At 63.0% G+C, this 16,686-nt stretch carries 16 protein-coding genes; 9 read left to right on the top strand and 7 right to left on the bottom strand.

The genetic code is table 11. From position 1 onward, the window contains the following. Window positions 1-37: 37 nt before the first annotated feature. From G7047_RS09900 to G7047_RS09885, 4 genes are all read right to left on the bottom strand, one after another. Window positions 38-814 carry an SDR family NAD(P)-dependent oxidoreductase gene (locus G7047_RS09900; RefSeq protein ID WP_205904759.1) on the bottom strand — a complete coding sequence of 259 codons (777 nt, stop codon included), beginning with the start codon at window positions 812-814 and terminating at the stop codon, window positions 38-40. Between the two features lie 41 nt (window positions 815-855). Beyond that, on the bottom strand, window positions 856-2,013 hold the full coding sequence (locus G7047_RS09895; protein ID WP_166304285.1) for an MFS transporter: 1,158 nt from the start codon (window positions 2,011-2,013) through the stop codon (window positions 856-858). A gap of 48 nt (window positions 2,014-2,061) precedes the next feature. After that, complete coding sequence (locus tag G7047_RS09890) at window positions 2,062-2,676, bottom strand: TetR/AcrR family transcriptional regulator (RefSeq protein ID WP_166304281.1); 615 nt, start codon at window positions 2,674-2,676, stop codon at window positions 2,062-2,064. A 364-nt stretch (window positions 2,677-3,040) separates the two neighbouring features. Next, window positions 3,041-4,411, bottom strand: a complete 1,371-nt coding sequence (locus G7047_RS09885; protein WP_205904757.1) for an MmgE/PrpD family protein — start codon at window positions 4,409-4,411, stop codon at window positions 3,041-3,043. Window positions 4,412-4,614: 203 nt separating this feature from the next. Here G7047_RS09885 and G7047_RS09880 point away from each other — a divergent pair, with 203 nt between their 5' ends. Genes G7047_RS09880 through G7047_RS09855 form a run of 6 tightly spaced genes read left to right on the top strand, consistent with a single transcriptional unit; the run spans window position 4,615 to window position 10,530 of the window. Beyond that, a complete protein-coding gene (locus G7047_RS09880) occupies window positions 4,615-5,793 on the top strand; it encodes a CaiB/BaiF CoA-transferase family protein (RefSeq protein WP_166304278.1) in 1,179 nt (392 codons plus the stop codon). Beyond that, window positions 5,790-6,602, top strand: coding sequence for an enoyl-CoA hydratase/isomerase family protein (locus G7047_RS09875; RefSeq protein WP_166304273.1), 813 nt, complete (start codon window positions 5,790-5,792; stop codon window positions 6,600-6,602). The genes G7047_RS09880 and G7047_RS09875 overlap by 4 nt, the downstream gene beginning before the upstream one ends. 24 nt (window positions 6,603-6,626) lie before the next feature. Further along, window positions 6,627-7,574, top strand: coding sequence for a hydroxymethylglutaryl-CoA lyase (locus G7047_RS09870; protein ID WP_166304270.1), 948 nt, complete (start codon window positions 6,627-6,629; stop codon window positions 7,572-7,574). Next, a complete protein-coding gene (locus G7047_RS09865; RefSeq protein WP_166304267.1) occupies window positions 7,571-8,770 on the top strand; it encodes an acyl-CoA dehydrogenase family protein in 1,200 nt (399 codons plus the stop codon). The genes G7047_RS09870 and G7047_RS09865 overlap by 4 nt, the downstream gene beginning before the upstream one ends. A gap of 45 nt (window positions 8,771-8,815) precedes the next feature. Further along, window positions 8,816-9,565 carry an aspartate/glutamate racemase family protein gene (locus tag G7047_RS09860; RefSeq protein ID WP_166304264.1) on the top strand — a complete coding sequence of 250 codons (750 nt, stop codon included), beginning with the start codon at window positions 8,816-8,818 and terminating at the stop codon, window positions 9,563-9,565. Continuing rightward, window positions 9,562-10,530, top strand: coding sequence for a tripartite tricarboxylate transporter substrate binding protein (locus G7047_RS09855; RefSeq protein ID WP_166304261.1), 969 nt, complete (start codon window positions 9,562-9,564; stop codon window positions 10,528-10,530). Before G7047_RS09860 ends, G7047_RS09855 begins: the two co-directional genes overlap by 4 nt. A gap of 25 nt (window positions 10,531-10,555) precedes the next feature. On the opposite strand, the gene G7047_RS09850 is transcribed toward G7047_RS09855, so the two are convergent. Then, the gene (locus G7047_RS09850) at window positions 10,556-11,365 is read right to left on the bottom strand and encodes an IclR family transcriptional regulator (RefSeq protein ID WP_166304258.1); all 810 of its coding nucleotides are present in this window, start codon (window positions 11,363-11,365) and stop codon (window positions 10,556-10,558) included. Between the two features lie 105 nt (window positions 11,366-11,470). On the opposite strand from G7047_RS09850, the gene G7047_RS09845 reads away from it, so the two are divergent. From G7047_RS09845 to G7047_RS09835, 3 genes are read left to right on the top strand one after another with little or no spacing between them, the layout of a single operon-like run. Next, window positions 11,471-12,247, top strand: coding sequence for an enoyl-CoA hydratase-related protein (locus G7047_RS09845; protein WP_240939429.1), 777 nt, complete (start codon window positions 11,471-11,473; stop codon window positions 12,245-12,247). Between the two features lie 2 nt (window positions 12,248-12,249). After that, window positions 12,250-13,398, top strand: coding sequence for a CaiB/BaiF CoA-transferase family protein (locus G7047_RS09840; RefSeq protein WP_166304252.1), 1,149 nt, complete (start codon window positions 12,250-12,252; stop codon window positions 13,396-13,398). Between the two features lie 46 nt (window positions 13,399-13,444). Then, window positions 13,445-14,398 (top strand): tripartite tricarboxylate transporter substrate binding protein, encoded by a 954-nt coding sequence (locus G7047_RS09835; protein WP_166304246.1) that lies wholly within the window; start codon window positions 13,445-13,447, stop codon window positions 14,396-14,398. A gap of 77 nt (window positions 14,399-14,475) precedes the next feature. Here G7047_RS09835 and G7047_RS09830 read toward each other — a convergent pair whose 3' ends face one another. After that, complete coding sequence (locus tag G7047_RS09830; protein ID WP_166304239.1) at window positions 14,476-15,684, bottom strand: iron-containing alcohol dehydrogenase; 1,209 nt, start codon at window positions 15,682-15,684, stop codon at window positions 14,476-14,478. Then, window positions 15,684-16,676, bottom strand: a complete 993-nt coding sequence (locus G7047_RS09825; RefSeq protein ID WP_166304233.1) for a tripartite tricarboxylate transporter substrate binding protein — start codon at window positions 16,674-16,676, stop codon at window positions 15,684-15,686. The genes G7047_RS09830 and G7047_RS09825 overlap by 1 nt, the downstream gene beginning before the upstream one ends. Window positions 16,677-16,686 lie beyond the last annotated feature (10 nt).

Here is a 16,686-nt window from a genome sequence, read left to right as displayed (position 1 = left end):
CTTTCCAATAACGCTCCTCGGCTATGAGCATCAACGGTCAAAGCGATGCACCTCCATCCACAACCATGTCGTGCCCCACCATATAGCTGGAATCCGGTGAGCAAAGCCAGATAGCGGCAAGAGATATTTCGGCCAAAGTTGCCACCCGTTTGGAGGGATTGGTTGCTGCGATCCGCAAGTTACGTTGCGCTATGTTCTCTCCAGCGCGATAAGACATAGTGGTGTCAGCCGGTCCGGGGCTGATGCTGTTGATACGAATGCCATCGGAGATGGCTTCAAGCGCTGCAGTCTTGGTCAAAATTGCGACGGCGGCCTTGGATGCGGCGTATGCACCTGTGCCCGCTCTGACCATGTGCGATCCGATGTTCGAGGCAATATTGACAATGACACCTTTGGAGCTCAAACGCTTCATGATCTGGATTTCTTGCTTAAGACATAGCCAGGTACCCAGCGTGTTCGTGGAGAAGGTCATCTCGAAATCGTCCAGCGTCATTTCATCCAATGCGCCCGAGCGGAACACGCCCGCAGCATTGATGGCGATATCAAGACGTCCGGTGGCTGACGCCACCGTGTCCATCAACTTCATCACGCTGTCTTCGTTGCGAATATCTGTCGCAACTGCGAGGAATTGACCTCCTGCCTTGCTGATCGATTCGCCAGTGCTGCGGAGTGTGTCCAGCTGGCGACCAGCGATCACCACATACGCTCCGCGACCGGCGAGGTCTACCGCAATACGTTGGCCGATACCTGAACCTGCGCCCGTCACCAACGCCGTTTGGCCTTTGAAATCTTGCATACCCGTTTGTGTGGTCATACCAACTCCTGACTGCTTAAGAAAATTGCAACTCAAACCATTCAGCATGGGGCGCTTGAACCTATGCGCGTCACATATGGCAGCAAGCTCAAGATGCCCAACACCGCCAGAGCGATGCCAAGCCAAAGTGGTGCGCGTAGGCCGTAGCCTTGCTGGATTGCCAGGCCTCCCAACGACGTGCCAATGCCTAGGCCAATGTTGATAATCGAAGCATGTACGGTATTGACCAACGGCCCTGGTGTTGCTGCTTGCATCACTCGCGCGGCCATGGCGGGGTTCAGCGTAATGCCTGTCAGTCCGAGCGTGAGCACCATGGACACGCTTACGGCGGCACTTTCAGTCTGTAGCGCAAACAGAGTCAAAGCCGCAATCATCACCACGAGCCCGAGTACCTGCACGCCATAGGTATGGCGATCCGCATATCGGCCAACGACTGTATTGCCAATCAGGTTGGCTAGGCCGTAACCAGCCAAAAGCCAAGGAACAGCTTGCCGTGACCAGCCAGACAGATCCGTGAGAATCACAGCAAGGTAGCTGAAAGCCGCAAACGTGGCGCCAATGACCAAAGCACATGTGAGATAGGCCGCCCAAAGATGACGGTTTCGAAGCTCGCGCAATGCGTGTGAGAGGTTGGCGTATGTTTGAGATGGAATGGCGGTAGTCCAAACCGCCAGCGTCCACGTGCAGGCAAGCGTCAGTACCACGATCATCCAAAAGCTGGCCCGCCATCCCCAGTGCTGATCTATCAAAGTGGCTAGTGGCACGCTAGGTACGGTCGCTAACATCAAGCCGCCCAATACGATAGATGCTGCCCGCCCGCGTGTCTCGGGGGCCACGCACGTCGCGCAAATGGTCAAGGCCAAACCGAAACAGGCAGCACCAACAACCCCTGTGACTATTCGCGCGCTGGCCAGAACCGCGTAGTTTTGTGACATCGCCGCAACTGATTGCGCCGCCGCGTAGAGCAGCAAGAGCGTGAGTAGCGCACGCTTGTCCGATACACGCAGCCTGAGCAGCACTGCGGTAACCAGTGGGCCACCCACCACCATGCCTGCTGCATACAACGAAATCAGGTTACCACCCTGGGCAACCGTGATGCCCAAGGCGCTAGTCAGCGAGGGCATCATGCCCGCAATCATGAACTCCGACGTACCGAGCGCAAAGATCGTTAGGGCTAGCAGGTAAACAGAAAATGGCATGCCTGATCCTATTTTGAATCAATCGGTACAAAATTATACAAAAAATGCTTACTTAATAAGGGGAATCTCAAATCTGGCCACAATGCCCTCGAGCGCATCACGGAGAAAGGCGCGATCGGGCATGGATTGACCCAGCACGCGCAGCCCGTAGTAGCTCCCCAGAAAACCTCGCGCAAGTTCCAACGCAGAAGGCGCCGGGGGGACTTCTGCATTTCGCTGTCCTACAGCAATGACGTGACACAGAATCTGTTCAAGGCGGTCAACGTAAATGCGGTTGATTTCAGCTACCTTTGGATCTTTACCAGTGCGATTCAAAACTGCAAACAAGGCCATGCAGCCGCGCCCCCTGGAGGATCCCAGATCGCGATCAACGCCCCATTGGAGCAGTGCCCGCAAACGCTCCGGCGCAGTCCCTGGTGCCTTAAGAATCTGCGCTTGTGCCTGAATGCCAAGCTCCTGGTAGTGCTCTAGCGCTTGCTGATAAAGATTCTGCTTGCTGCCGAAGGCGTTGTAGAGACTGCTTTTCCCCAGCCCTGTGCGCTCACAAAGCTCCTGGGTGGATGTACCGTCATAGCCGTTAGTCCAAAAAATATCCATGGCCGCTTCAATGACATAGGCGTCATCAAACTCTCGAGGCCGTCCGGATGAGGATTGAACTTGCATGGGTCGTGCCATAAATCAGGAGAAGTGTTGACGCAAGTCTATCAATTTTGTACTAGCTGGTACAGTATTAACTTAAAACCCCCGAAATTACACGGTTCTGGCTTCCGGAAACTGAATTGAATAGACTTCCCCTTCGTGGTGCTCAAGCTAGATTCAGCTAAGTCCACCTTTTGCACGCGCGATGCCCACCGGACAATGACTCGCCATAGGGTGCGAAGCCCGCTTTGGGTCGGCTGCTGTCCTTCGCCGTCAGCGAAAAATTCGAAATTTTGGGTACAGCCTGAATTCCGCAAGCGGTAACGGCTCAGCAAGCCGCATGGAGGCCGGGTGCTTGTCAACGACCTCCATGTGCGCCTCTCCTTCACTATGTCAGCAACGCAAGCTCCCTCGTGCAGCCCAAGCTCTCCAGCCCCCATAGCTGATCGAACAGCCGGGACGCCTGCGCCTCGCTCAGCTGGCGTTGCGCGCAATCCATGAACTTGGTACGCAGTTCGTCGCGATTCATTGGTTGCTGCCAGCTGCCACGTGGACGCGTGACCTTTGCGCCCTCGAGTACCTGGCCTGAATTCAGCGTGATGGTGACCTGATCGAACGGTGCGTAGTCCACGTCCCATGTCGGGTCACGCAGCGGGGTGGTCGAGCAACGCACCTTGGTCATGAGGTCCTGCACGTCGACGCGGGTCACGAAAACGTCCTTCAGCTCGTCAAGTCCCACGCGCCGTACTATCAATGCGGCCGCCATCGCGAACGGCATGCTGAACTTGGCTTCCAGCCCCGTCTGCGGGCGCATGTTCCGCAGCATCAGCATCTGCATCTCGCCGGTGTGCACGTGCACGCTGGCCACTTCTTCGGGCCGGATGGCGTGGCGTGCCACCAGATCGAGTGCGCCGTCGATCGCGCGATGCGTGCCGTAGCAGACCGGGTAGCGCTTGAGGTGCAGGCCTGTTTGTGGCAGGCGCCAGATGCGCCCGAGTTCGGGCTCATCCTGCTTGAGCACGGCGCGGCCCGTAGGTGAGTGTGCGTTGAGCCAGCCGCTGCGATGCTCCAGTGCATCGATGGTGGCGGTGAAACCTTCGGCCGCGAGACGTGCGGACAGCACACCGTTCTGCGCCGCCCGCCCGGCATGGAAAGACTTTGTCATAGATCCGAAGTTCGCCACTGTGCCGGATGCGAGCGAGGTGCTGATCGCGAGAGCCATCGTCGCCTCGCGCGGCGCAAGGCGCTTCAGCCGGGCGCATGCGGCCGCCGCGGCCAGCGTGCCGGTGACCGCCGTCGGATGAAAACCCCGGTCGTGCAGGGCCCCCGGCTCCAGCGCGCTGAGCCAAGCCCAGACCTCGTAGCCGATCACATAGGCATCGAGCAGTTCGCGGCCCGTGCTGCCGAGTGACCAGCCCTGGGCCAGCAGCGCCGGGACGAGCACGGTGCTGGGATGGGCGTTGAGCCCCACATCGTCGTAGTCGAGCACATGGGCCGCCGTGCCGTTGACCAGCGCGGCATCGAGCGCGCTGACCCGTCTGCCCGATGGGATCAGCGGCGCCGCGTCGGGCCCGCTGTGGTCCTGCACCAGCCGCGCCACGATGCCCGGCCCGGGCTCCTGCGCTCCCGCGATTAGCACGCCGACGCAATCGATGATGCCCTGCCGGGCAACCGCATGCGCCATCGCGGGAATGGCTTCCGATGGCGTTGCCGCTATGAACTCACCCGCCTGAGCCGTCAGCCCCGTTCCTGCTTCCACTCTTGCCTCCTTTTGTGAACCGTTTCATTATTATCACCAAATACGCCTCTGTCTGGCCAGAAGAAAGATCAGAGCAAGATGCAAAGGATCGATGTCATTCGTGCTTTCTCTGTGAATCATAGGGATTACCAGTAATTTCACAGACTGTGGTTGCGGATGCTCTTGAATGAAATCATAATTGAACCGTTTCATTTAAAGTATCTATGCAGCACATCCCATCGAATGCGCAGACCTCTCCAGCCCAGCCCCTGCGCGGCATCACGGTCGTGGAGCTTTGCCACAGCATCGCCGGCCCCTATGCGGGCGCCATCCTTGCGCAGCTGGGCGCGAACGTCATCAAGATCGAGGTGCCCGGCAAGGGCGACGATGCCCGCTACTGGGGGCCTCCCGACCCGAGCGGAACCTCGGCAATCTTCAAGGCGATGAACCGCGACAAGAAAGGCGTGACGCTGGACCTCAAGAACCCCGAGGATCGCGACGCGCTCTGCTCCTTCATTACGAATGAGGCCGACGTCGTCATCCAGAACATGCGCCCCGGCACGGCCGCGAAGCTGGGGCTCGGGGCTGGGGAACTGTGTGCGGCCAAGCCCTCGCTCATCTACTGCAACCTCGGTGCCTACGGCGCCGTCGGCCCGCTGAACAACCATCCCGGATACGACCCGCTGATGCAGGCCCAGGGCGGCATCATGAGCGTGACCGGTGACGGCGCCGAGCCCGCACGCGCTGGCGTGTCGCTGGTCGATCAGGGCGCAGGCATGTGGGCCGTGATCGGAATTCAGGCGGCGCTGCACGAGCTCTCGCTGACAGGGCGTGGCTGCGTCGTCGACACCTCGCTGTTCGAGACCAGCCTCGCGTGGATGAGCGTGCACATCACCGGTTATCTGGCCTATGGAGAGCTGCGCCGCCCTATGGGTTCGGGTATTTACGAAATCGTGCCGCACCAGTCCTTCGTCACTTCGGATGGCCATGTCATGGTCGCGGCGGGCAACGATTCGCTGTTCCGCAAACTCACCAAGGCACTGGGCGTCGCGGGGCTCGCCGACGACCCGCGCATGCGCACCAACGACCAGCGCGTGATCCACCGCGCCGCCGTCATCGATCCGCTGAGCGACGTGTTCCGCCGCGAGCCCACTGCCCACTGGATTGCGCTTCTCGAAACGGCGGGCATCCCCGCCGCGCCACTGCAGACCGTCGATCAGGTCATCGCTGACGCCCAGACCCGGGCGCTCGCGATGATTCAAAACGCGCCCGGCTCCGCCACCCAGGTGGTGGGATTGCCGCTGTCGTTCAACGGAGAACGTGCGCCCAATCGCCTTGCGGCGCCGCAACTGGGCGAACACAACGCACTGCTGGACAACTATCGTGGAGTGACAACGCAATGAATGCAAAGACAGATCTGACCGGGGCCACCGACACCCTCAAGGTCGAAACACTGGAAGGCGGCATCGTCGTCGTGACCCTGAACCGCCCGGACGTAGCCAACGCGATCAACACCCAAATGGGCAGTGAACTGGAGGCCATCTTCAACGGCTTCAGCACATCGCCAAAGCCCCCGCGCGCCATCGTGCTGACGGCCGCCGGTGAACGTCACTTCTGCTCGGGCGGAGATCTCAAGGAGCGCAACGGCATGACCGACGACGCGTTTCTCGCACAGCACGCCATCTACGAGCGCGCGTTCATGGCCATCATGGAATGCCCGATTCCCGTGATCGCGGCGATCAACGGCGTGGCCTTCGCGGGCGGCTGCGAGCTTGCGCTGTCGTGTGACTTCATCTTCGCCGCCAGCCACGCCCGGTTTGCGCTGACGGAGACCAGCATCGGCATCATGCCCGGATGTGGCGGCACGCAGAACCTGCCGCGCGCCGTCGGGCTGCGCCGCGCCAAGCAGATACTGCTGAGCGCACTGCCCTTCTCAGTCGAGGACGCCGAACGCTGGGGCATGGTCAACGAGATCTGCGAGCCCGCGCAGCTGATGCCCCGGGCCATCACCATCGCCGAGCGCATCGCGGGCAACGCGCCTCTCGCCGTGCGGCAGGCCAAGAAGTCCATGCACCACGGCTCGCGCATGGATTCGCGCACCGCGCTGTTCTTCGAGGTCGAAACCTACAACCGGCTGGTCTCCACCGAGGACCGGATGGAGGGCATCGCCGCATTCAACGAAAAGCGCAAGCCCCGGTTCACCGGCCGCTGATCAAACCACACCAGGTGACAACCCATGAATGACAAAACACACCATGTAGAGATCCGCGAGGTCGGGCTGCGCGACGGCCTGCAGATGGTCTCCTCCGTGCTGCCCACCGCAAAGAAGCTGGAATGGCTGGAGCGTGAAGCCATGGCCGGCGTGCGCGAAATGGAGGTCTGCTCCTTCGTGCCGCCGAAGCTCATGCCGCAGTTTGCGGACAGCGCGGCTGTGATCGCGCATGCGCTCTCCATCCCCGGTCTCGTGGTGGCCGCGCTGATCCCCAATCTCAAGGGGGCCGAGCGCGGTCTGGAGCTGGGCGTGGACAAGCTCAACTTTGTGCTCTCCGCGAGCGAGGCACACAACCAGGCCAACCTGCGCCGCTCGACCCGCGATTCGGTCGCCGAGTTCGGCCGCGTGGTCGAGCTGGTGCGCGCCCATGGCGGCAACACGCAGATCACCTGCGGCATTTCGACGGCCTTCGGCTGCACGCTCCAGGGCGATGTGGACGAGGCGCTCGTCGTCGATCTCGCGCGGGAGCTCGTCGCCATGGGCGCCGACGAACTCACCGTGGCCGATACGGTGGGCTATGGCAACCCGCGCGCCGTGCGGCGCGTCTTCGAGCAGGTGCTCAAGGTCGCGGCAGCGGTGCCGGTCGCGGCCCATTTTCATGACACGCGCGGACTCGGCGTGGCCCATGCGCTCGCGGCGCTCGACGTGGGCGTGCGGCATTTCGATGCAGCGCTCGCCGGACTTGGCGGCTGCCCGCACGCGCCCGGCGCCACCGGAAACGTCAACACCGAAGACCTCGTCTTCCTCATGGAGTCCATGGGCTTTGGCACCGGCATCGATCTGGGCGCACTGCTCGAAACACGCCGCTTCGTCGAATCCGTCCTCCCGGGCGAGGCCATGTTCGGCGCGCTCGCGAGAGCCGGACTTCCCAGAAATTTCAAACAACACACCCATCACGTAGCAGCAGCATGAAACTCGAAACTCCCGACACATCGACCCTGGAAGTCTCCGTTCGCCTCGGCGAAGACTACCCCGAACTGCGCGACGCAGTGCGCCGCCTGTGCGCCGACTTCCCCGGCAGCTACTGGCAAAAGCTTGAGGATTCCGACTCCTACCCCACCGAATTCATCCAGGCCCTGACCGACGCGGGCTTTCTCGCCGCCCTCATCCCCGAAGAGTACGGCGGCGCGGGCCTCCCGCTGCGGGCAGCAGCCGTCATCCTTGAGGAAATCAACGCCGCAGGCTGCGTCGCCAGCCAGGGCCACGCGCAGATGTACATCATGGGCACGCTGCTGCGCCACGGCAGCGAAGAGCAAAAGCGCCACTACCTGCCCCGCATCGCCAGCGGCGAGCTGCGCCTGCAGGCCTTCGGCGTGACCGAGCCAACAACAGGCTCGGACACCACCAGCCTCAAGACCACTGCCACCCGTGTCGAGGGCGGCTACGTCGTCAACGGCCAGAAGGTGTGGACCTCGCGCGCGCTGCATTCCGACTTGATGCTGCTGCTCGCGCGCACCACGCCGCAGGCGGAGTGCAAGTCCAAGACCGACGGCCTCTCGGTGTTCCTCATCGACATCAAGAACAACCTGGGCAAGGGCCTGACCATCCGGCCGATTGATGCGCTGATCAATCACGGCACCAACGAGGTGTTCTTCGACAACCTGCACATCCCCGCGAGCAGCCTCATCGGCACCGAGGGCAAGGGCTTTCGCTACATCCTTGACGGCATGAACGCCGAGCGCATTCTGGTGGCCACCGAAGCCCTCGGTGACGGCCGCTGGTGCCTGAACAAGGCAGTGGCCTATGCGGGTGAACGCAAGGTATTCGGCCGCAGCATCGGCAAGAACCAGGGTATCCAGTTCCCGCTCGCCCGCATCTACACCGAACTGCAGGCCGCCGACATGCTGTGCCGCAGCTCCGCCGCGCTGTTCGACGCCGGCGCGCCGTGCGGCGAGCAGGCGAACATTGCCAAGATGGTCGCATCGGAAGCCGCCTTCCATGCCGCAGACACAGCCATGCAAACGCTGGGCGGATTCTCCTTCGCAAAGGAATACGACGTCGAGCGCAAATGGCGCGAAACCCGCCTCTACCAGATTGCGCCGATCTCCACCAACATGATCCTGAGCTTCGTGGCCCAGCACGTGCTGGGGCTCGAACGCTCGTTCTGATCGGCCTTCCCTCGCCAACGACATCATCAGGAATCCCCATACATCATGCGCATCTGGCACCAATCATGCACCGAACTCGACGGGCTGGGCGTCTATCGCCGCACGTTGGACGCCCACGCCCGAGCCATCGTCGCCACGGATTGCAGCGTGGAGCTGCATGGCATTCCTGCCGGTCGTTACCGGGGTCGCTCGCCCTCCTCGGCGCTCGGCAACGCGGTACGGGCCGAGCGGGAAGGCTACGACGCCTTCGTGCTCGGCTCGTTCAGCGAGCCCTTTCTGCGTGAACTGCGCTCGGCCGTGGACATTCCGGTCGTGTCGCTGACGGAAGCGAGCCTGCTCGTCGCCTGCTCACTGGGCCGCTACATCGCACCGATCTCCAACGCGCCCACCACCGCATGGATGACCCAGATGTCGGTAGAGAGTCACGGGCTGAACGCGCGCGTCCTGCATGCGGAGTCCATCAAGCCACCGCTCGAAGAACCGGCGCTGGCACGTGGGTTCGACGACCCCGTCCATGTGATCGCGTCCTTCACTCAGGCCGCACGCGAGGCCATCGCCGACGGTGCCGACGTCCTCATCCCGGCCGAGGGCGTCATGGCCGAACTGCTCTGGGCCAACGGCGTTCATTCCATTGACGACTGCCCGGTCGTCGACGTCTTCGGCGCCGCCTGGGCCTGGGCCGAGATGATGGTCAAGCTGCGCAAACGCTCGGGCCTCGCGGTAGGCCGCGCCTGGCACTACCGCCGCGCAGACCCCGCCCTGATCCACGAACTGACTTCGGAGCCGCAAGCATGAAAGCCGTCACGCCCATCGTCGCCTCAGCCCTCATGTCGCTCGCGATGCCTGCGCTTGCGGACTATCCCAACCGGCCAGTGCGTCTCATCGTTCCGTTCCCCGCCGGCCAGACTACAGACGCGCTGGCACGCATCGTCGCGGAACAGCTCACCACGTCCCTTGGCCAGTCCTTCTACATTGACAATCGGGCCGGTGCGGCTGGCATCGTTGGCATGGAGAGCGCCAAGCGCGCAGAGCCCGATGGCTACACGCTGGTCGTGGCCTCCAGCGGACCACTCGCCATCAATCCAAGCCTGTATCCCAAGTTGCCGTACGACACGGCCAAGGACTTTTCCGCAGTGTCCATGCTCGTGGCGGTTCCGCAATTTCTGGTCGCACGCACCGAGCTCCCGGCCAACACGGTCAAAGAACTCGTGGGGTATGTAAAGACCCGCCCCGGTCAGATCAACTACGGCTCCGGTGGTGCGGGACTCACGAATCACCTCACCATGGAGATGTTCGGCAAATCGGCTGGAATCCAGATGACCCATGTCCCTTATCGCGGATCGACCGCCGCGTTCAATGGCTTGCTCGCTGGGGAAATCTCGATGATGTTCGAGTCAGGGCCCGTGGTGATCCCTCACGTGAAACGCGGCGTGCTCAAGGTGCTGGGCGTCGCCAGCAAGTCGGGATCGCTCGCGCTTCCAGAGGTACCTACCATCGACAAAGCGGGCGTTGCGGGTTTTGACTCCCAATCCTGGGCCGCCATTCTGGCCCCCAGAGGCACACCGACCGAAGTCATCGCCAAACTCAACGCGGCGATCCGGCAATCGCTGGACAAACCTGTCGTTCAGCGCAGGCTGAACTCCCTTGGAGCTGAACCGATCGCAAGCTCGCCGGACGAAGCCAATGCGTACATCAAACGCGAAGTTCAGGGTTGGGGAAAAATCATCCGCGACGCCCATATTGAACTGGAGCAGCAATAAGCGCGCACCCGACAGCGTCCGCCAATCACGTCACCGCTGCCATCGCCGCTGTCGCCAGCAGCTTTTTCTTCAAGTCCAACAGTAGCTCGCCATGCGTGCGGAGTTCCGCAGCGGTCACTGTTTCGGCAACGGGAAAGCTCACGTTCAGGGCATACAAACCGCTGGCGGTCTGCAGTGGCGTGGCAACGGCGGCCATGCCGGCGGCCCATTGCGCGCCGCAGAAGCCGCGTTCCGAAATGCTCTCCAGCGATCTCTCCACATGCGCCTTGAGCGGTGGCCAGGACGCGCCGTGCTCGCGTTTAAGGCGGTCGAGCAATAGCCTGCGCTGCACCGGGGCCATGCCCGCCAGATAGGCACATCCGAGCGAGGTTTGGGCGATGGGAATGCGCGATCCCGGCGACAGGCGGCGGAAGATGCCGAGGCGGCTCAGGCGCACGGAGTCCAGGTAGACCATCTCGGAGCGGTCGGCCACCGCAAGTCCCACATTGACCCGGCGTCCTTCGGCAAGCGCGCGCATGTGGGGCAGCGCCATCTCCAGAGTTGCTTCCGAACTTCGGAACGACAGGGCCAGCGTCAGGCACACGGGGGCCAGACGGTAGCTTCTGGCCTCGAAGTCGTAGATCAGAAACCCCGCATCCACCAGCGATCGCGTCAGCCGGCTGACCGTGGGCCGAGGCAATTGCACACGCTCGGCCAGTTCCGAATTGGAGAGCACGCCAACGCCATGTCTGAAAGCGCGCAGTATCGACAGACCGCGTTCCAGCGACTGGCTTCCCGCCGTGCTGCGAACGTACACCTGACTTTCATGCGTGAGGGCCCGGGTCGATTTGGCCATGGAATGGCGAACCTTAACAATTTCAATAACCGAAATTCTAATCTTGCCCTCGCAATGGCCGCCGGGAATACTGAAGCGCAACAGACAAGCCCAGGAGACAGCCAATTGCAAAGTTCCGAACTGGGTTGCGAGATCCGCAACCGCGTCGCGCTTCTCACCATCAACCGTCCCGAGCGCATGAACGCCTGGACTCCCGCGCTTGAGCAGCAGTTCAAGGCGCGCATTCTAGAAATCCGGAGCGACGACGAGATTCGCTGCATCGTGCTGACCGGCGCGGGCAAGGCGTTCTGCGCCGGCATGGATATGCAGGTGCTGCAGTCCGGCCCATCGACACCCACGCCGTCCACCGCTGACGCGGACCCTCGCTACAGCTACCTCACCACGCTCGACAAGCCCTTCATCGCGGCCATCAACGGCGCGGCGGCGGGCGTGGGTCTGTGCATTGCGCTATACAGCGATCTGCGTTTCGTCACGCCAGAGGCCAGGCTCACGGCGCCCTATGCGCGGCGCGGACTGGTGGCGGAACACGGCATCGCCTGGCTGCTCCCGCGTCTGATCGGCCCCATGCACGCGGCCGACCTGCTCCTGAGCGGACGCACGGTGAGCGGCGCAGAAGCGGGCCGCATGGGATTGGCCAACGTGCTCCCGGCCGAAGGATTTCTCGACGCCGTGCTGGAGCGCGCCAACGAGATCGCCAATCTGGGATCGCCGCGCTCCACCCGCATCATGAAGCAACAGCTCCTCGCGGCTCGCGAGGGAACGCTTGCCGAAGCCACGCGCGTGGCCGACAGGGAAATGACCGACTGCAAAGCCACGGAAGACTTCCGTGAAGGCGTGCAGCACTTCATCGAGAAACGCCCACCCCACTTCACCGGACGATGACCATGAAACATTCCACCGCATCCGCACCGCTCGAAGGCATCAAGGTCGTGGAGATAGGCCAGAACATCGCCGGCCCGTATGCCAGCGAGATCCTCTCCTCGCTCGGCGCCGAGGTCATCAAGATCGAGCGCCCCGGCTCGGGCGATGACGCGCGCGGCTGGGGGCCGCCGTTCTGGCGCGGCACGGCCACCACGTTCCAGGCGATGAACCACGGCAAGAAGAGCCTCGCGCTCGACCTCAAGGACGCGCGGCACATCGCCGGTCTCAAGGAACTGATTGCCACCGCCGACGTGTTCATCCAGAACATGCGCCCCGGCTCGCTGGAAGAGTTAGGCCTGGGCGCCGACGCGCTCATGGCGCTGAATCCGTCCCTGATCCACTGCTCGCTGGGGGCATTCGGCCACAAGGGTCCACGCAGCCTCACCCCGGGCTACGAACCCATGGTTCAGGCGTTCTCGGGCATCTTCAGCATCAACGGGCCAGAGGATGGGCCACCAGCGCGCGTCGGCATGCAGGTGCTGGATCTGGGCACCGGCGCCTGGGCGGCTTTGGGCTGTCTCGCGGCGCTCTTTCGGCGCGGCCAGACCGGCACCGGCTGCAGGGTGGACACCTCGCTGTTCGAAACCGCGCTCGGCTGGCTGCAGGTCATGATGGCGGGCTTTCAGGCCACAGGACGACAGCCCGCGCGACATCGCAGCGGCAACCCCAACGTGGTGGTCTTCCAGGCGCTGCCGACCTCCGATGGCGAAGTGGTGGTCGCCGCCGCCAATGACCGCTTGTTCTTCAAGCTGGCACGCGTTCTGGGCCACCCCGAATGGCAGAGCGATCCACGCTACGCCAGCAACGCGCTGCGCGTGGAGCACAAGGCGGAACTGATTCCCCAGATCGAGATCGCCTTTCGACGACACACCCGTCAGCACTGGATAGACACGCTGGAAGCAGCGGGCATTCCCTGCGCGCCGATACAGGACTTCGCTCAGGTGATGGCGGATCCGCAGACCGAGGCGCTCGGCATCTTCCAGCCGATACCGGACGTGGATCTGCGCGTGGTGAGCCTGCCGCTGTCGTTCGACGGAGCACGCCCGGCGGTGAGATCCCGAGCCCCCGAGGTCGGAGAGCACAACGCCGCCCTGATGCCGGGCCTCGAATGAACGACCCCGCGAACGCCACATCCAACCACTCAGGAGACACACAACCATGCAGCGTCGTCACTTCGTCAGCGGCCTTGCCGCACTTGCGATGGCACACCGGCCCGCATTGGCCGAAGACAAGCCCGTGCAGATCATCGTGCCCTTCGGTCCCGGCGGTTCCGGCGACATTTCCGCGCGCATGCTCGCCGAGCATCTGACCAGGAAGACCGGCCGTGCCGTGGTCGTCGACAACCGCCCCGGCGCCAATGGCATCGTAGGCGTGGAGGCCGTGCGCGTCGCGCCAGCCGACGGAACGGTGCTGCTGCTGGCGACCACGTCCACCCATCTGGCCAATCCGTCGCTCTTTCGCAAGCTGCCTTACGACCCCGAACGAGACTTCCGGCTCGTGGGCTCATTCGGCCCCGGGTCGACCTACATCCTGGTGCGCCCTGATGCCCCGTTCAAGTCACTCAAGGATTTTGTCGATGCCGCCAAGGCCCAGCCCGGCAAGTTCAACTACGGCCATTTCAACGCGACCTCCAAGGTCTCGGCTGCCCTGTTCGCGCACGACGCGGGCATCGAGATGACGGCCGTTCCCTACAAGCAGGTCAGCCAGGCCATGACCGAGCTGATCGCGGGGCAGATCGACGTGGTGTTCACAGACACGGTCGCGGGCGATGCCTTCGTTGCATCGGGCCAGCTGCGCGCTCTCGCCGTGCATTCCGACGCCCGGCTCAAGCGCTACCCCCAGATTCCGCTCGTCACCGAAACCTATCCGCAATACAACATCCGAGGCGGCTTCCTGGGCATCGCCGTACCCGCCGCGACGCCGCTCGAAACCCAGCAAAGACTCAATCAGCAGATCAACGAGGCCGTGACGACCGACCCCATCAGGACCAGGCTCGAAGGCTTCGCGTTCTCTCCGTCCAAAGTCAGCCTGCAGGACCTCAAGAGCTTCGAGCGCGAAGAGCGGGCCAAGTGGAAGAGCTATGTATCCATCGCAAGGATCGAAGTCCAATGAGGTGCACGCAAGGACATGACAACGGCCTCCTCATCCCTTCATTCGGTGGCCGGTGAACGTTGTTCGGGATGACCACCTCAATACGCCAATCGAAGAATCTCCAGCACATCCCCCGCCCCACTGATCGCTCTGGGATTCTTGTGGATCGACAGATCGTGCATGGTCTTCTCGGCAATTGACGTCAGCTCGGATGTCGCCACCCCCACATCGCGCAGACGCCACGGCAGATTCAGGCTGCGGATCAGCACTTCGATGGCGTCGCCCGCGTCGAGATCCTCTCTGCCCAGCGCGCGGCTGACGAGCTTCTGGCGTGCGCCGTTGGCCTGCTGATTCCAGCGCATCACGGCTGGCAGCATCACGCACGACGTCAGGCCATGCTCCATCGCGGTGTGCGCCCCAAGCATGTGTCCGATCGCGTGACTGGCGCCGACGCCCACGCCCGACGCGCCGCCCGAGATCGAGAGCCATGCGGCGAGCTGGCAGTCGAGACGGGCATCGAGATCATGCGGCGCGGCGAGCACTCTGGGCAAGGCTTGGGCCAGCATCGTCAACGCCTGTTGGGACACTGCATCGCTGAAGGGCTGCGCCTGCAGCGAAGCAAGGCGTTCAGCTGCGTGATCCACCGCTTTGATGCCGCTCGCGAGAAAGACGTTAAGCGGCACGCCAAGGGTCAGCTCCGGATCGTAGATGACGGACACGGGCACGAGGGCCGGGTGGCCGACGACCTGTTTCATCCGCGTGTTCGCATCGGTGACGCCCGCATACCAGGTGAGTTCGGCCGCCGACAGCGTGGTGGGCAGCGCTATGCTGCGCACAAACTGCGCATCCACCGCTTCGCGTCGGCTCGGGTCAAATTCGGCCAGCGAGCCGAATCGCCCGAAAGACGTCGCATCCTTCAGCCCGTATCGCAGCGCCAGGGCAATGGCCTTGCCGGTGTCCACGGCCGATCCGCCACCTACAGAGATGATCAGATCGGCACCGGCCTGCCGTGCGACCTCAGCTCCTTGCAGCACGCTGGCGACGGGCACATGGCGCTGCGCGTCGCCGAACGTGCCGCAACAGCGCTCGCCGAGCGCAGCAAGCAGTCGGCGATGGACCGGGCTTCCCGGCATGTGGTGCGTCGTGACGATGAGCACCCGCATCGCGCCCAGTGCCTCTACCTCCGCCGTCACCGCCTTGTCGAATGCCGTACCGTAGATGACGCGTTCAAGTGCCGAGTAGCGATGTGTTCCGCGTCTCGCGAAACTTTCGGCGTGTTGTGCTGGCGCGGCGGCGAATGCCTCCATCACTGCTGCTCCAGGCCCACGAGGGACACCAGCGATTTCCAGCGCGCGATCTCGGCGCGCTGGTATTTGCGGAATTCCTCGGGGCCATACATGCGCAGCGTGAGAAACTGGTTCTCGTAGTACTTGCGGATTTCCGCGCTTTCACCGGCCTTCGCGAACAGCTCCGCGAGCCGCTGCGTCACGGCTGCGGTGGTCTTGGACGAGACCGCCGCCGCCACCCAGGTGACCGCCTCGAACGAGGGAACACCGGCCTCGACCGCGCTTGGCACATCGGGCAGGAGCGGTGAACGCTTGGGCAGCGGTTGCACCAGGGCACGCAGCTTGCCGGACTTCACCAGCGACATGGCCGTGCTGCCGTCGACGATGGAAAAGTCCACATTCCCCGACATCGTCGCCGTCACCACATCGCCCGAGCCCTTGTAGTTGATCGGCATGGATTTGATCTGTGCGATCTGGTTCAGCCATTCGGCGTAGAGCGTGTAGGCGGCCGAGCCGGTGCCGTAGCTCAGGGCACCCGGACGCTTCTTCGCGTCTGCCACCAGCTCCGCAAACGTCTTGTAGGGCGAGTTCGGCGGCACGACAACCAGCACCGGCGCGTCCAGCAGCAGCGACACCATGGAGAAATCCGCGATCGGATCGTAGGGCAGCTTCTTGAACGTGGCGGCATTGGTCGAGAGCACCGAGTTCCCGCCGAGCAGAACGGTATAGCCGTCGGCCGGGGCCGCGAGCACGCTCTGCACGCCGATGAAGCCATTGCCGCCGGGCTTGTTCTCCACGATGACGGGATGGCCCGCGATGTCGCCAACCGCCTTGGCGAACAGGCGCGCGGCCGTGTCGGTTCCGCTTCCCGGCGGAAATGGCACGACGAAGCGCAGGCCCTTGGCGGGGTAGGCATCGGCGGCCAGTGCATTCAACGAAAACGGCGCAGCCAGCGCGGCCACACCGCATGCCAGCAGACTTCTGCGGCGAACGGACGAATGGGAACCCTGCATTTTTTGTCTC

It is taken from the genome of Diaphorobacter sp. HDW4A, assembly GCF_011305995.1.
Taxonomy (GTDB): Bacteria; Pseudomonadota; Gammaproteobacteria; order Burkholderiales; family Burkholderiaceae_C; genus Diaphorobacter_A.
The sequence above is the reverse complement of the archived record's forward strand: the minus strand, read 5'-3'. Positions and strand labels throughout refer to the sequence as shown.

Bases quoted from the DNA above. Each gene is read 5' to 3' on its own strand.
- G7047_RS09900 (WP_205904759.1), bottom strand. From the start codon at position 814: ATGACCACACAAACGGGTATGCAAGATTTCAAAGGCCAAACGGCGTTG.
- G7047_RS09895 (WP_166304285.1), bottom strand. From the start codon at position 2,013: ATGCCATTTTCTGTTTACCTGCTAGCCCTAACGATCTTTGCGCTCGGT.
- G7047_RS09890 (WP_166304281.1), bottom strand. From the start codon at position 2,676: ATGCAAGTTCAATCCTCATCCGGACGGCCTCGAGAGTTTGATGACGCC.
- G7047_RS09880 (WP_166304278.1), top strand. From the start codon at position 4,615: ATGCAGCACATCCCATCGAATGCGCAGACCTCTCCAGCCCAGCCCCTG.
- G7047_RS09875 (WP_166304273.1), top strand. From the start codon at position 5,790: ATGAATGCAAAGACAGATCTGACCGGGGCCACCGACACCCTCAAGGTC.
- G7047_RS09870 (WP_166304270.1), top strand. From the start codon at position 6,627: ATGAATGACAAAACACACCATGTAGAGATCCGCGAGGTCGGGCTGCGC.
- G7047_RS09865 (WP_166304267.1), top strand. From the start codon at position 7,571: ATGAAACTCGAAACTCCCGACACATCGACCCTGGAAGTCTCCGTTCGC.
- G7047_RS09860 (WP_166304264.1), top strand. From the start codon at position 8,816: ATGCGCATCTGGCACCAATCATGCACCGAACTCGACGGGCTGGGCGTC.
- G7047_RS09855 (WP_166304261.1), top strand. From the start codon at position 9,562: ATGAAAGCCGTCACGCCCATCGTCGCCTCAGCCCTCATGTCGCTCGCG.
- G7047_RS09850 (WP_166304258.1), bottom strand. From the start codon at position 11,365: ATGGCCAAATCGACCCGGGCCCTCACGCATGAAAGTCAGGTGTACGTT.
- G7047_RS09840 (WP_166304252.1), top strand. From the start codon at position 12,250: ATGAAACATTCCACCGCATCCGCACCGCTCGAAGGCATCAAGGTCGTG.
- G7047_RS09835 (WP_166304246.1), top strand. From the start codon at position 13,445: ATGCAGCGTCGTCACTTCGTCAGCGGCCTTGCCGCACTTGCGATGGCA.
- G7047_RS09830 (WP_166304239.1), bottom strand. From the start codon at position 15,684: ATGGAGGCATTCGCCGCCGCGCCAGCACAACACGCCGAAAGTTTCGCG.
- G7047_RS09825 (WP_166304233.1), bottom strand. From the start codon at position 16,676: ATGCAGGGTTCCCATTCGTCCGTTCGCCGCAGAAGTCTGCTGGCATGC.